The 13,243-nt window shown below is 55.1% G+C and carries 12 protein-coding genes; 4 read left to right on the top strand and 8 right to left on the bottom strand.

All coding sequences use genetic code 11. The annotated features are described in order from the left end of the window. Positions 1 to 87: 87 nt before the first annotated feature. The 3 genes from IE105_RS11580 to IE105_RS11590 all read left to right on the top strand — a co-directional run bounded on the left by IE105_RS11580 (position 88) and on the right by IE105_RS11590 (position 3,017). On the top strand, positions 88 to 489 hold the full coding sequence (locus IE105_RS11580) for a helix-turn-helix domain-containing protein (protein WP_189498633.1): 402 nt from the start codon (positions 88 to 90) through the stop codon (positions 487 to 489). A gap of 98 nt (positions 490 to 587) precedes the next feature. Further along, positions 588 to 1,412, top strand: a complete 825-nt coding sequence (locus tag IE105_RS11585; RefSeq protein WP_189498634.1) for an inositol monophosphatase family protein — start codon at positions 588 to 590, stop codon at positions 1,410 to 1,412. A 138-nt stretch (positions 1,413 to 1,550) separates the two neighbouring features. Continuing rightward, positions 1,551 to 3,017 (top strand): Do family serine endopeptidase, encoded by a 1,467-nt coding sequence (locus IE105_RS11590; RefSeq protein WP_189498636.1) that lies wholly within the window; start codon positions 1,551 to 1,553, stop codon positions 3,015 to 3,017. A 141-nt stretch (positions 3,018 to 3,158) separates the two neighbouring features. On the opposite strand, the gene carB is transcribed toward IE105_RS11590, so the two are convergent. From carB to IE105_RS11610, 4 genes are all read right to left on the bottom strand, one after another. Next, complete coding sequence (gene carB, locus IE105_RS11595; protein WP_189498638.1) at positions 3,159 to 6,446, bottom strand: carbamoyl-phosphate synthase large subunit; 3,288 nt, start codon at positions 6,444 to 6,446, stop codon at positions 3,159 to 3,161. Between the two features lie 176 nt (positions 6,447 to 6,622). Beyond that, positions 6,623 to 7,081 carry a hypothetical protein gene (locus IE105_RS11600; RefSeq protein ID WP_189498640.1) on the bottom strand — a complete coding sequence of 153 codons (459 nt, stop codon included), beginning with the start codon at positions 7,079 to 7,081 and terminating at the stop codon, positions 6,623 to 6,625. A 102-nt stretch (positions 7,082 to 7,183) separates the two neighbouring features. After that, a complete protein-coding gene (locus IE105_RS11605; RefSeq protein WP_189498642.1) occupies positions 7,184 to 7,480 on the bottom strand; it encodes a putative quinol monooxygenase in 297 nt (98 codons plus the stop codon). Positions 7,481 to 7,511: 31 nt separating this feature from the next. Further along, positions 7,512 to 7,892, bottom strand: coding sequence for a DUF1304 domain-containing protein (locus IE105_RS11610; RefSeq protein ID WP_189498644.1), 381 nt, complete (start codon positions 7,890 to 7,892; stop codon positions 7,512 to 7,514). A gap of 181 nt (positions 7,893 to 8,073) precedes the next feature. Here IE105_RS11610 and IE105_RS11615 point away from each other — a divergent pair, with 181 nt between their 5' ends. After that, positions 8,074 to 8,808, top strand: a complete 735-nt coding sequence (locus IE105_RS11615; RefSeq protein WP_189498646.1) for a spermidine synthase — start codon at positions 8,074 to 8,076, stop codon at positions 8,806 to 8,808. 121 nt (positions 8,809 to 8,929) lie between these two features. Here the strand turns inward: IE105_RS11615 and IE105_RS11620 are convergent, their stop codons facing one another. The 4 genes from IE105_RS11620 to IE105_RS11635 all read right to left on the bottom strand — a co-directional run bounded on the left by IE105_RS11620 (position 8,930) and on the right by IE105_RS11635 (position 13,103). After that, positions 8,930 to 10,090 carry an acyl-CoA dehydrogenase family protein gene (locus tag IE105_RS11620; protein ID WP_189498648.1) on the bottom strand — a complete coding sequence of 387 codons (1,161 nt, stop codon included), beginning with the start codon at positions 10,088 to 10,090 and terminating at the stop codon, positions 8,930 to 8,932. Between the two features lie 108 nt (positions 10,091 to 10,198). Then, entirely contained in the window at positions 10,199 to 10,777 is a 579-nt protein-coding gene (locus IE105_RS11625; RefSeq protein WP_189498650.1) for a hypothetical protein, read from the bottom strand. A gap of 5 nt (positions 10,778 to 10,782) precedes the next feature. Beyond that, positions 10,783 to 12,573, bottom strand: a complete 1,791-nt coding sequence (locus IE105_RS11630; protein WP_189498652.1) for an acyl-CoA dehydrogenase C-terminal domain-containing protein — start codon at positions 12,571 to 12,573, stop codon at positions 10,783 to 10,785. Further along, positions 12,573 to 13,103 carry a MerR family transcriptional regulator gene (locus tag IE105_RS11635; protein ID WP_189498653.1) on the bottom strand — a complete coding sequence of 177 codons (531 nt, stop codon included), beginning with the start codon at positions 13,101 to 13,103 and terminating at the stop codon, positions 12,573 to 12,575. Before IE105_RS11635 ends, IE105_RS11630 begins: the two co-directional genes overlap by 1 nt. Positions 13,104 to 13,243 lie beyond the last annotated feature (140 nt).

Below are 13,243 nucleotides of genomic sequence, written 5' to 3' on the forward strand. Positions count from 1 at the left end.
TCTCCCGTATTAGGCGAACACCTTAGGAGATTCTGGCACGGCGATTGCTCCCTTGAGAGGCGAGATAAGTTTTTTGAGGATACGCCCATGACAAGCGACATAGACCTTCACGTTGGCAAACGCCTTCGCCGCCGCCGCCGCCTTCTCGGCCTGACCCAGCAAGCTTTGGCTGAGCAAGTCGGCATCCGGTTCCAACAGATTCAAAAATATGAGTGCGGAGCGAACCGCGTCTCTGCCGCTCGATTGTTCGAGCTCTCCGAAGCTTTGTCCGTGCCGGTGCAGTATTTTTATGAAGGCCTGTCAGAACGCGATCCATTTGGCAGCGAAGACCCGACCAATATCGCGTCCGACGTCTTGTCCAAGAAAGAAACGATGGACCTTGTTCGGGCCTATTACGCCATGGGCGAAGGCCCGCGGAAACATTTGCTCGACCTAGCCAAATCGCTCGATCCGGGCACGAAACCCACCTTGCGATTGGTTGCCCCCTAGAGCCTTATAATCAGACTTGTTTCTTTTGGTCATTTTCACGCGGGTGAAAATGACCAAAACAGGATGAATTGAGACGCGGTTTCGCCTAAGTCATCGATATGACATCTTCCCCCATCGCCGATCGACTCGCATTTTTCGACATATTGTCTACGGCGGCGCGTGCCATCACCCTGCCGTTGTTTCGCTCCGGCGTGGCGGCAGAGAATAAAGCGCCCAGCGAAGGCAAGCCGGGCTACGACCCGGTGACGGAGGCCGATATTGAGGCCGAGCGTGAATTGCGCCGCCTCATCCGCGACCGCTTCCCGAATGATTCCATCGAAGGCGAAGAGCTGCCGGGTCATCGCGGCACCAATGAATTTTCATGGACGCTGGACCCGATTGACGGAACACGCGGTTTTGTCGCCGGTGTTCCCGTCTGGAGCACACTGATCGCCCTGTCACAACACGGCGAGCCCGTGCTTGGCCTCATCGATCTACCCGCATTGAACATCCGGGCTTTCGGCGATATTTCCGGGGAACCGACCGCAACATTGATCCATGATGACGGTACGCAGACCCGCTTGACCGTGCGCACCATTGACGCGTTATCCTATGCGCGCCTTGGCTGCACCCAACCGTTCGGCATGTTCGGACCCGGCGAGCTGGCGGCTTATAAAATCATCCAAAGCGGCGTCGCCTTTTCGCGGCTCGGCTTGGATGCGTTCGGCTATGTAATGCTCGCCCAAGGCCGAATGGACCTCATAATCGAGGGCGGTCTGAAACCGTGCGATGTGCGCGCCCTGATGCCTGTTATCATCGGCGCGGGCGGGGTCATCACGGATTGGCATGGCGGAAATCCGAAAGACGGGCCACGATTGGTCGCTTGTGGGTCTCCGGCGTTGATGCCCGAACTTTACACCTATCTCGGCCGGGCGATGCTTTAGCTCATCGGAGAGGCATCATCAGAACGCGCCGAAACCTTAAACCTCATCCACTTTATGCGGCGAAGCCTTGCGAGACGGCGGTCCCGGTCCCTATCTTTCCAACACATTACGGTGCCTATCCGTACAAAGGAGATATTTGTGAAACACGCCCTGATTTTGTCCGCCGCCGCTCTTGGTCTTATCGCTGCACCTGTCGCCCTATCCCAGGTTATCGTCGACGCGCCCAATACGACGACCCCTGACATGCAAACGGTTCAGCTGTTTGGCGGGGGCCATAATTCATCCATGACATTTGATTCCAAGCGCGGCGTGCTGACGATGGCGCCGCTGCTCGAACAGGTCACACCCGCCGTTGTCTCAATCCGAACCGTCACAGAGAGTCAGGCCCCGGAAATGTCGGACGAGCGGATGGAGATGTTTGAGCGGTTCTTTGGCCAAGCGCCGCAGCAGCGCGGTCCCCGGGCCGGGTTAGGTTCGGGCGTTATTGTCAATGCGAGCGAAGGTCTTATCCTGACCAACAACCATGTTGTGTCCGGCGCGGATGAAATTGAAATCACTTTAGGTGATCGCCGTGAGTTCATGGCCACAGTCGTCGGGGCTGACCCGCAAACTGATTTGGCCTTGCTTAAAATCGACGCGCGCAATCTTAAAGCGCTCAAAATCGCGAGCACAGATGACGTCATGGTCGGCGATTATGTCATCGCCGTCGGCAATCCCTTTGGCCTCTCCTCGACTGTCACCAGCGGGATCATCTCCGCCTTGGGCCGTGAAAACCGCACAGGCGGCGGGAATGACCGTTATGAAGATTATATCCAGACCGACGCGGCCATTAATCCCGGCAATAGCGGCGGCGCGCTGGTCAATTCCAAAGGCGAATTAATCGGCATCAATACCGCGATCATCTCTCGCTCTGGCTCCAGCGCCGGGATTGGCTTTGCCATTCCGACCCGGACGATCACGAACGTCATGGCACAGCTAACCGAATTCGGCGAAGTTCGTCGTGGCCGGATTGGTGTGCTGATCGGTGACTTGTCCCCTGAGCTGCGACAAGGGCTGGGACTGTCCTCGATCAAAGGCGCGCTTGTGCAACAAGTGACCGAGGATAGCCCCGCGGAAAAAGCCGGTCTAGAAAGCGGCGACGTGATCATTGCCTTTAACGGCGAAGATCTGGACGATAGTTCCGACCTGCGCAATGCGGTTGGCCTACTGACCCCCGGCACAGACGCGGACATTACTTACATTCGCGATGGCAAACGCCGCACCAGCCGCATTACCGTCGAAGCGGTAAAGGAAGAGCGGGTCGCCTTGGACGAAAGCGTTGCGGATGAAATTCCGTCGATGGAGAGCTTCTCCGGTGCGACGATCACCGGCATTCCTGAAGATCTTGACCTGCGTGACGGCGATAAAGGGGTCTATATCAGCGCCGTGCGGCCGAATTCCCGCGCCGCCCGCTCCGGTCTGCAAAAAGGCGACATTATCCGCCGGATCAATCGGACCGAGCTCACGAACCTAAAAAGCTTCGAGTTGTTCTTGGACAATAATGACGGCCCTTACGCGCTGGTCGTCGAACGCAACGGACAGACCGCTTATTTGGGCGTGCGATAACGGTTCGGCCCAGCCGTAATCATTGATTGATAATCAAATATAGCGACGCACCGTGAGCCTAAGCGAACGGCTAAAATCATTCAGGGCCGGACGATCACTCGTCCGGCCCTATATCGTTGGCTAAAAAATTAAATCTTGCGCCTAACCCGCCGCAATGCTCTGCAAACTCTCCACCTCATAGCCACCTAGGCTTAGCTCTTTAATCGCCTCAACTGTCGCGCGGCTGGCGGCAAAGGTCGTGAAGTAGGGGATTTTTTGGTCGAGCGCGGTGCGGCGTAGCGAAAAGCTATCCTTGAGGGCTTGCTTGCCTTCGGTTGTGTTGAATACCAGCTGAATTTGACCGTTTTTCATTGCATCGACAATGTTCGGGCGACCTTCGTGGAATTTCTTGACGTACTCAACGGCCAGCCCTTGCGCGCGGAGATATTTGCACGTCCCGCCTGTGGCAACGATGGTAAAGCCTAAGTCGATCAGTTCGCGGGCCAGATCCGTCATCAGAGGTTTATGATCATCCTTGACCGAGATGAAAACCGCGCCGTCGCTTGGCAACGTGACACCGCCGCCCAGCTGGCTTTTGGCAAAGGCCACACCGAAACTATCCGCCAGACCCATGACTTCGCCCGTCGAGCGCATTTCAGGGCCGAGCACGGTGTCAACGCCGGGGAAACGGGCAAACGGGAAGACCGCTTCTTTGACCGCAATATATTTCTGCGGTCGCGTGGTGAGATCAAAGCTAGAGAGTTTTTCACCCGCCATGACTTTGGCGGCAATATTGGCAACGGGCAGCCCGATGGCTTTGGCTACGAACGGGACCGTCCGGGACGCGCGCGGGTTGACCTCGATGAGGTAGACATCATCGCCCTTCACCGCGAATTGAATATTCATCAATCCGACGACGCCGAGTTCCAGTGCCAGCAATCGCGCTTGGCGGCGCATTTCGTCCTGAATTTCAGTGGACAGCGTGTAAGGCGGTAGCGAGCACGCGCTATCGCCGGAATGGACGCCGGCTTCTTCGATATGTTCCATAATACCCGCGACGAACACATCCTCGCCGTCGCAAATCGCGTCGACATCGACCTCGACCGCGTCACGCAAATATTGATCGATCAGCAGCGGCGACTTGCCGGACACTTTTACCGCTTCCGTAATGTAGCGTTCCATTTCTGTGTCATTATCGACAATTTCCATACCGCGTCCGCCGAGCACGTTGGACGGGCGCAGCACGACCGGATAGCCGACTTTCAGCACGGCTTCGCGGGCTTCCTTGGCGTTCCGCGCGATGCCGTTATTAGGCTGACGAAGCCCCAGTTTTTCAACCAGCGCCTTGAACCGTTCGCGGTCTTCGGCCCGGTCTAGCGCGTCGGATTTTGTGCCAAGCAGCGGGATGCCCGCCGCCTCTAGCGCGCTTGCCAGTTTCAACGGCGTCTGGCCACCAAACTGCACGACAACGCCGAGTAGTTCGCCGCTCATCATTTCGCCTTGGATCAATTCCAACACATCTTCTTCGGTCAGAGGTTCGAAATAAAGCCGATCTGACGTGTCGTAATCGGTCGAGACGGTTTCCGGGTTACAATTGACCATGATCGATTCAATGCCGAGATCAGCCATCGCGTAAGCCGCATGGACGCAACAATAATCGAACTCAATGCCCTGCCCGATCCGGTTCGGACCGCCGCCCAATATGACGACTTTCTTCTTATCCATGACACGGGCTTCGTTCTCGACGACACCACCAAAACTCGGCGCTTCGTAAGTCGAGTACATATAGGGCGTCTTGGCCGCGAATTCGGCGGCACACGTATCGACGCGTTTATAGACGGGCCGAACCCCCGCTTTGTGACGCGTTTTACGCACTTTGGATTCTTTGGTGTCCGTGAGCTCCCCGATGCGTGCATCGGAAAAGCCTTCGGCTTTAATTGCGCGCCATTCGCGTTCGGTCTTGGGTAGGCCGTTTTGGGTCAGCCAACCTTCGGCTTTCACCAACGTCTCGATCTGGCGCAGGAACCACTTATCGATCATCGTATATTGATAAATTTTATCGACACTCATGCCGTGGCGGAATGCTTGCGCGATAACGAGCAAACGGTCAGGCGCGAGGATCGACAGGCGCGCTTTGAGCGCAGATTTCAACGCCTCGGGATCGGACGTATCAAAGTCTATTTCGTTGAGCCCGGTTAGGCCCGTTTCAAGCGAGCGCAGCGCCTTTTGAAAACTTTCCGCAAAGGTCCGACCAATCGCCATCGCTTCGCCCACGGATTTCATCGCCGTGGTCAGGATCGGCTCGGCGCCGGGGAATTTCTCAAATGCAAAACGCGGGATTTTCGTGACGACGTAATCAATCGTCGGTTCGAACGCGGCGGGCGTCGCGCCCGTAATGTCATTGTCGAGTTCATCCAACGTGTAACCGACGGCCAGTTTCGCCGCGATCTTTGCAATCGGGAAGCCTGTCGCTTTGGACGCGAGGGCCGAGGAGCGAGACACGCGCGGGTTCATTTCGATCACAACCATCCGGCCATCGACGGGATTGATCCCGAACTGCACATTGGATCCGCCCGTTTCAACGCCAATTTCGCGTAACACCGCGATCGAGGCATCCCGCATGATCTGATATTCTTTATCCGTCAGGGTCAGGGCTGGCGCGACCGTAATACTATCGCCCGTGTGCACGCCCATCGGATCGATATTTTCAATGGAACAAATGATGATGCAATTATCCGCTTTGTCGCGGACGACTTCCATCTCATATTCTTTCCACCCGAGCAGGCTCTCATCCACCAGCACTTGGTTGGTCGGAGACGCGGAAAGGCCAGAGCGGATAATCTCGCGATATTCTTCGATATTATACGCCACACCGCCGCCGGTACCGCCCATGGTGAAGGCCGGGCGGATGATGGCGGGCAGGCCCGTATAATCGAGCGCATTGATGGCTTCCGCCACGCCCGCGGCAATGTCGGGCTTGCCGTCATCGCGCAGGGGCGCCGTGACGATGGTCGCGCGCGGATTTTCCAGCCCGATCTTGGTCATGGCTTCGGCGAAGCGCTCGCGGTTTTCCGCCTTGTCGATCACGTCCGCTTTCGCGCCAATCATCTCGACGCCGTATTTTTCCAGCACACCCATTTGTTCCAGCGCCAGCGCCGTGTTGAGCGCGGTCTGTCCGCCCATCGTCGGGAGGAGCGCGTCGGGCCGCTCAATGGCGATAATTTTCTCGACGATCTCCGGGGTGATCGGCTCGACGTAGGTTGCGTCCGCCATGTCCGGATCGGTCATAATCGTGGCCGGGTTGGAGTTCACCAGAATGACGCGGTAGCCCTCTTCGCGCAGCGCCTTACACGCCTGCACACCGGAATAATCGAACTCACACGCCTGCCCGATAATGATCGGCCCCGCCCCAATGATCAGGATGGAATTGATGTCGGTACGTTTGGGCATAGAGTCGCGATCCGTCACAGCGAAAAAGCAAATTTTCGCCTGATACGGGGATGCGCGCCGAGTCGCAAGAGTGGGGTGTGTGGGCGGAGTGCGTTTTGTGAGCCTGGCAACAGCGTATTTAACCAAGTCCTCCCTGCATAAGCGTTTACAGTCTCCTCAAAACCTGCGGCATCCGGTTATAACGGACAGACGCTATAGTCGAACGTCTGGTCGTTCCATGGGGTTAGATTTATATTTCCAAGTTCGTCCTGAGTAACGGTGATGGTGCGGTCTGGCGAGGCGGCCCCTTCGACTTGGCAATCGGAAAGCGCATATTCCATCGTCGTCGCGTTGATCTCTCGCGCTTGCGTGATGTCACAGACGGTTTCTGAGACGCGAATGGCGGTCTCGGCGATGGTCAAGGTCCCCACGAGGACATCACAGGCGACACCGCTCATTGCGTAAGTCCCTGTGAGGTCGAGGTCGTCAAACTGAACGGCGGCCTTAGGCGTGGTCATCTCCGCAGTTGGCATCGTCTCAATCGGCGGTATCTCAATCATCTCGTTTTCCGCCACAGGCGCGTCGCAGGCGACAAGGAACACAGACACCATGAGTGTCGCGGTTGTGAGTTTGGTGAACATTGTAACTTCCGTCATTCATTGCGCCCGGCCCGGGCTGAATTCAGAGACAATTTTGTTCTTAATATGACGACCTTGCGAAAAGAGGCTGAAAGCGAGGCGCCAACACGCTCTGCCGCTTTAGGGTTTAAGGGGCGCGGCCTTAAAGATTTTCATATCTGGATTTTCTGCCAATAAAGGCCGCAAGTCACGGACAAATCCTTGCGAAGCCGCGAGCGCAAAATGGGCCTTTAAAGCCGGCATGTCTGCCCAATATTCGACAAAGACGAACCGGGCGGCATTCTCACTGTCGACGGAGACATTATGCGCGATACAGCCGGGCTCTTCGCGCGATCGTTGCACATGCATGAGGCTGAGGTCGCGCACGGCGTCTTCATGACCTGGTTTGGCTGTTGCAGACCCGATAACAATGATCATCGCCACTCCTTAAGGTTTGTCGCTACGCAGGCTAAGTCTTGCCACGCTTTAAAATCATGAGGCTTAGGATCGCGAGAACAGCGGGAACTGTTTGCACAAAGAGGATGGACTGTGACACCGTCATCGCGCCGTAAAGTCCCGCCACCGCCACACACGATAGGAAAAACAAGGCGACATTCCGCTTCCACGTCACGTCTTTAATAAACACAAGCGCCCAGACTAAGCCCGCCGCCAAGAAGCCATTATAGAGCCCCTGATTGGCGGCCATCGCGGTCGTGGGTTCAAATAAATCTGGCGGAAAGCTTGAGAAGACTTTCGGCCCCCGGCTTTGCCACAAAAACATTTCGAACACTAAAATATAACTATGGATGAGCGCGACCAGACCGATCAGGGTTTTGCTAAGAATGTGCATCGCATTTGGACCTTCAAAATCCCCCGGGCGAGAGGGCGCGTAGTCGTTCTAGTCTTGTAGGGGCGAGGCCGGGATTTGTCGAGTTGCAGACCGTCGCCCCGTGATCACATCCAAACACGGACGGTGGGCGGTAGTCATCCGAGGGCTATGCCCCCCGCTGCGCGCGTGTCACAGGGACGCCATGCATCCTTTATTTTCCGAGATCGATTACCGTGACACCCCGATTGGCCCGATCAGCCTGCGCCGGCGACGGTTGATCGGCTTAGGCGTCGATGTGTTTGAGATTATTCTCGGCGAGGAGCATCTCATGTCGAGCCTGTTCACGGCGTCCGAAATTGCGTTAGCCAAACTCGGATTAGGGGACCTCACCGGGGAAAATTTAGACGTTGTCGTCGGTGGTCTCGGGCTTGGTTATACGGCGGGTGCGGTGCTGGAGGATAAGCGTGTCCGCGCCTTGATCGTTGTCGAAATGCTAGAGGCGGTTGTGGATTGGCATGCGGCGGGACACCTGCCGCTTGATCCTCCGCTCGGCGATGATCCGCGGTGCCGTATTATCACCGATGATTTCTTTGCCCGCGCGCAATCCGAAGACGGGTTTGACCCTGACGCATCAGGTCGGAAGTTTGATGCGATTTTGATCGATATTGACCATACCCCGGACTGGCTCTTGGATGCGCGCAGCGGCAGTTTTTATAGCGAAGAGGGTTTGGCCCGGCTTAGCGCCCATCTCCGGCCCGGCGGCGTCATGGGGCTGTGGTCGGATGAACGAGAAGATACGGATTTCACGCAGCGCCTCGCCACTGTTTTCGGCACGGCGCGGGCTGAACCTGTGACCTTCCACAATCCGCTACAAAATAAGCCGTTCACGCAAACCGTTTATCTGGGCCGCAAAGCCGATGCAGCGCCCTCGTTGTAAGAGTCGCAATCAAAGAGTTTGGCGCTGCCTCAAACGAAAAAAGGCGACGCAATGCGCCGCCTTTATCTATTGATAGTCCAACTTTGCATTCAGCAAAACTGAGCAAAGAGTGTGAAAGCGATTAGAGACTACGCGCGATCACCAATTTCATGATCTCGTTCGTGCCGCCATAAATCCGCTGCACGCGGCTGTTACGCCACTGGCGACCGATCATATATTCATTCATGAAACCGTAGCCGCCAAACAGTTGCAAGCAGCGGTCCATGACTTCGCATTCGCGGTCCGTGACCCAATATTTCGCCATCGATGCCGTAACCGTGTCCAATTCGCCGCGAAGGTGCTTCTCAGCGCAATCATAGGTGAAGACTTTACAGACGGTGACGATGGTTTTCAGCTCGGCCAGTTCAAATTGCGTGTTTTGAAAATCAATGATCCGTTTCCCAAACGCTTTGCGGTCTTTCACATATTCAATCGTGTGACGCAGCGCCTTCTCCATCGCCGCAACGCCTTGCACGGCGATGTTGAGCCGTTCCTGCGGCAGCTCTGTCATCAACTGGATGAAGCCCTGGCCCGTATCATCGCCCAGCAATGCATCGGCGGGGACTTTCATATCATCGAAGAATAGCTCCGCTGTATCTTGCGCGTCCATGCCGACTTTATCGAGCAGTCGACCGCGACGGAAACCCTCAAGATCGTCTGTTTCGACCACGAAAAGCGACTTGGAGTGTTTGCCTTCACCGCCCGTATCCGCGACGATGATCAATAGGTTGGCCGTGCCGCCATTGGTGATGAAGGTCTTAGAGCCGTTGATGATCCAACCATTGCCGTCTTTCTTGGCATTGGTTTTGACGTTTTGAAGATCAGATCCGGTGCCCGGCTCGGACATGCAGATCGCCCCAACCAATTCGCCCGTCGCCATCTTCGGTAGCCACTTTTGTTTCTGCTCTTCGGTACCGTAATGCAGGATATATGGCGCGACGATAGCGTTGTGGAGTGACAGACCAAACCCGTCGACTTCAGCGCGTTCCAGCTCTTCCATGATGATCATTTCGTGGCGATAGTCGCCACCGCCGCCGCCGTATTCTTCGGGGATCGCGCAGTTCAACAGGCCATATTCGCCGGCTTGATTCCAAAACTTGCGGTCGACCTTTTTGTTCTTGCGAAACTCTTCCGAATGCGGCGCCATTTCATTGGCGTAGAACTTGTAAACCGCATCGCGGAACATGTTGATGTCTTCTTCTTCGTACCAATCCGGGTTTTTGAAATCGATCGCAGCGGTCATGGGGAGTCCTTATGAGGCGTATGGTTTGGGTACCGTTTAGCACAAAATTGAAGGGTTAGCGGCGAGGAAATGTCGCGTTCCAAGGTTATCACGGTTGTGGTGGCTGGACTATAAAGAGTCTGTTGCAGCTCGTATTTCGGATGATTCACACGTCGTGAGATTTTTATACTCGTAGGATATATTGATATAGGCTTCGGTAGGAGACTTCGGGCTGGCGTTAAAACTTACCGCATGAAGGTCAAATGGAAGAGGTCGGTCTAAATTGCTCTCCCACGAATACCAGTAAGATTTATCATTACCGGCAAGTTCATCAACAAAGCTAAAGGGTTGTTTATCCTGATACCAACCTTGAAATATATTGGTTTCTGTTGGTTCACCATACTTTGTTTTTAAGGCTGTTAAAATTGGGATGAATTGAAATTTGGTGGAATTTTCCAAGTCCGTGCCAACTGACATCACTCCATTGCCACGCACGGAGCACAGTCCTTCAACTCCGATACGGTATATATATTTCTGAAATAAAGGGCTCGGATCTGGCGCGGTTGTGCTGAGATAAAGCGTAGGTTCAACCCCTTGCTCAAGCGCTTCAAATTCCGACTCTGCCTGACCCATAAATGTGCCAAGAGGCCCAGCGTAGGCTGGACCTCCAATTAAAAGGAATGCAATCAAGAAAGTTTCTCGTTTCATGATTACTAAAACGCGGCCGCGTCCAATTCCATCAAGGGCTTTGCCCCTGTCTTGATTTTGGCGAGATGGCTATCCATCATCGGCAACATGCGGAGCATGAAATAACGACCTGTGATGAGTTTGTTCGGGTAGAAATCATCATTCGATCCGTCGTCGATCTTGGCTTGGGCCACCACCGCCATTTTTGACCACATATAGGCCAGCGTCGCGAGACCGAGCATATGCATATAGTCGGTTGAACCCGCCCCGGCATTATTCGGGTCTTTCATGCCGTTTTGCATCAACCACATGGTGGCTTCGGTCAGTTTCGTCTTGGCACCGGCAAGGCCGTCCATGAATTCTGCGATCCCGTCTGTGTCTTTATTGTCTTTCACAAACTGGTCGATTTCCGCGTTCAGCGTCATCAACGCACGACCGCCATTGCGGGCGAGTTTGCGGCCCACAAGGTCGAGCGCTTGCACGCCGTTCGCGCCTTCATAGATCAGCGCAATTCGGTTATCGCGTACGAACTGGGACATGCCCCATTCTTCGATAAAGCCATGACCGCCAAAGATTTGCTGGCAATCAATTGTCGTCTTCATCGACATATCAGTCAGGTAGCCCTTCACGACAGGGGTCAGCAGGCCGAGATAATCATCGCATTTTTCCGCGAGTTTGGCGTCGCCGGAATACTTTTCCATATCTTCGTGTTTCGCGGCCCAATAGAGCAGCGCGCGTCCGGCTTCGTTAAAGGCTTTTGTTTCCATCAACATGCGACGCACGTCAGGGTGGACGATGATTGGATCGGCAGGCTTGTCCTTATTTTGTGGACCTGTCAGCGCGCGGCCTTGAATCCGGTCTTTCGCGTAGATCGCCGCATTTTGATAAGCGACTTCGGATTGGCCGAGACCTTGAAGGCCAACGCCGATGCGAGCTTCGTTCATCATGACGAACATGACGCGCAGGCCTTTGTTCTCTTCACCAATGAGGTAGCCTTCAGCTTCGTCATAATTCATGACGCACGTCGAGTTACCGTGGATGCCCATTTTTTCTTCGATGGAGCCACAGGTGACAGGGTTCCGATCGCCAGGGTTGCCGTCGGCGTCCAGTTTGAATTTCGGGACGATGAAGAGTGAAATCCCCTTCGTGCCTTCTGGGGCGCCTTCGATACGGGCGATGACGAGGTGGATGATATTATCGCTCATGTCGTGTTCACCCGCCGAGATGAAAATCTTCTGGCCGGAAATTTTGTAGCTGCCATCCGCGTTCGGGACGGCTTTAGTTTTGAGCATGCCCAAGTCTGTGCCGCAGTGCGGCTCAGTCAAATTCATTGTGCCGGTCCATTCGCCGGACATCATTTTCGGCAGGAACGTCTGTTTCTGCTCATCCGATCCGCCGACGCTAATCGCTTTGATCGCGCCGCCTGTCAGGCCGGGATACATTGCGAACGCCATGTTGGACGAAGTCCACATTTCGGACGCTGCAATCCCCAGCATGCCGGGCATGCCCTGCCCGCCATAAGTCGGGTCCATTGTGAGCGCCGACCAGCTATTTTCGGACATTTTCTTATAGGCGTCTTTAAAGCCCGTTGGCGTCGTGACAGACCCATCGGCGTGACGGGTGCAGCCTTCGTGGTCGCCGACCACATTCAAAGGCGCGAGCACATCTTCGGAAAATTTCGCCGCTTCGACGAGGATGGCATCCGCCAAATCCGCATCGACATCTTGGAACGCTTCATATTTCGTCAGGTCTTCAAACCCGAGAACTTCGTGAAGTAGGAATTGCATATCCCGTACGGGGGCCTTGTAGCTTGGCATTAGATTGATCCTTGTTGAGCGATGAGATGTTTTTCGAAAGCCGCCTGATAGCGGTCAGCGAGGGTGGCGACGTCCTGTGCGGAGTCGTCAGCCTTTTGCGTAAGATGATCGTCAATGACGGAGACAATTTCGCTCATATCATCGGCGAGGATTTCAACGTCGCGGCGGCGATCCGCCAGCCCGTCAATCACAGCCTGGAAATTATCACGGCGGCGGCGGAGTTCCGTCGTATCGGTGATCCGCCCTTCCATCACGTCAAACACAGCGCGAAGGTCATCCAGAGAAAACCCGAGCCGTTTGCCGCGTAAAATCCGTTCGAACCGGGCGCGGTCGCGAATGTGGAATGTCCGACTTTGCCCATTGCGTTCGGGGCTGAGCAGCCCTTTGTCTTCATAGAAACGCACCGTACGCGGCGTGACGTCGAACATGTCCGCAAACTCGCGGATCGTCCACCTTTGCGATGACGCCTGAGTATCAGTCAGAGCGCTCGGCAGGGCACGCGGGTCCAGCAATGATGATTTCGCGGTCATATCGATCTTTTGACCTAAGTTTACGTTAACGTCAAGGGAAAGATGAAACACGTCATGTTAACAGTTTAACGGCCTTTTAACCATAGTTGGGCGATGAGGGCTTATGGATCGGGTCAATGGTCCAACTTTTGGGCCAAAGT

The sequence above is a fragment of the Algimonas arctica genome, assembly GCF_014652695.1.
In the GTDB taxonomy this organism is placed as follows: Bacteria; Pseudomonadota; Alphaproteobacteria; order Caulobacterales; family Maricaulaceae; genus Litorimonas; species Litorimonas arctica.

Bases quoted from the DNA above. Each gene is read 5' to 3' on its own strand.
- IE105_RS11580 (WP_189498633.1), top strand. From the start codon at position 88: ATGACAAGCGACATAGACCTTCACGTTGGCAAACGCCTTCGCCGCCGC.
- IE105_RS11585 (WP_189498634.1), top strand. From the start codon at position 588: ATGACATCTTCCCCCATCGCCGATCGACTCGCATTTTTCGACATATTG.
- carB (WP_189498638.1), bottom strand. From the start codon at position 6,446: ATGCCCAAACGTACCGACATCAATTCCATCCTGATCATTGGGGCGGGG.
- IE105_RS11600 (WP_189498640.1), bottom strand. From the start codon at position 7,081: ATGACGGAAGTTACAATGTTCACCAAACTCACAACCGCGACACTCATG.
- IE105_RS11605 (WP_189498642.1), bottom strand. From the start codon at position 7,480: ATGATCATTGTTATCGGGTCTGCAACAGCCAAACCAGGTCATGAAGAC.
- IE105_RS11610 (WP_189498644.1), bottom strand. From the start codon at position 7,892: ATGCACATTCTTAGCAAAACCCTGATCGGTCTGGTCGCGCTCATCCAT.
- IE105_RS11615 (WP_189498646.1), top strand. From the start codon at position 8,074: ATGCATCCTTTATTTTCCGAGATCGATTACCGTGACACCCCGATTGGC.
- IE105_RS11620 (WP_189498648.1), bottom strand. From the start codon at position 10,090: ATGACCGCTGCGATCGATTTCAAAAACCCGGATTGGTACGAAGAAGAA.
- IE105_RS11625 (WP_189498650.1), bottom strand. From the start codon at position 10,777: ATGAAACGAGAAACTTTCTTGATTGCATTCCTTTTAATTGGAGGTCCA.
- IE105_RS11630 (WP_189498652.1), bottom strand. From the start codon at position 12,573: ATGCCAAGCTACAAGGCCCCCGTACGGGATATGCAATTCCTACTTCAC.
- IE105_RS11635 (WP_189498653.1), bottom strand. From the start codon at position 13,103: ATGACCGCGAAATCATCATTGCTGGACCCGCGTGCCCTGCCGAGCGCT.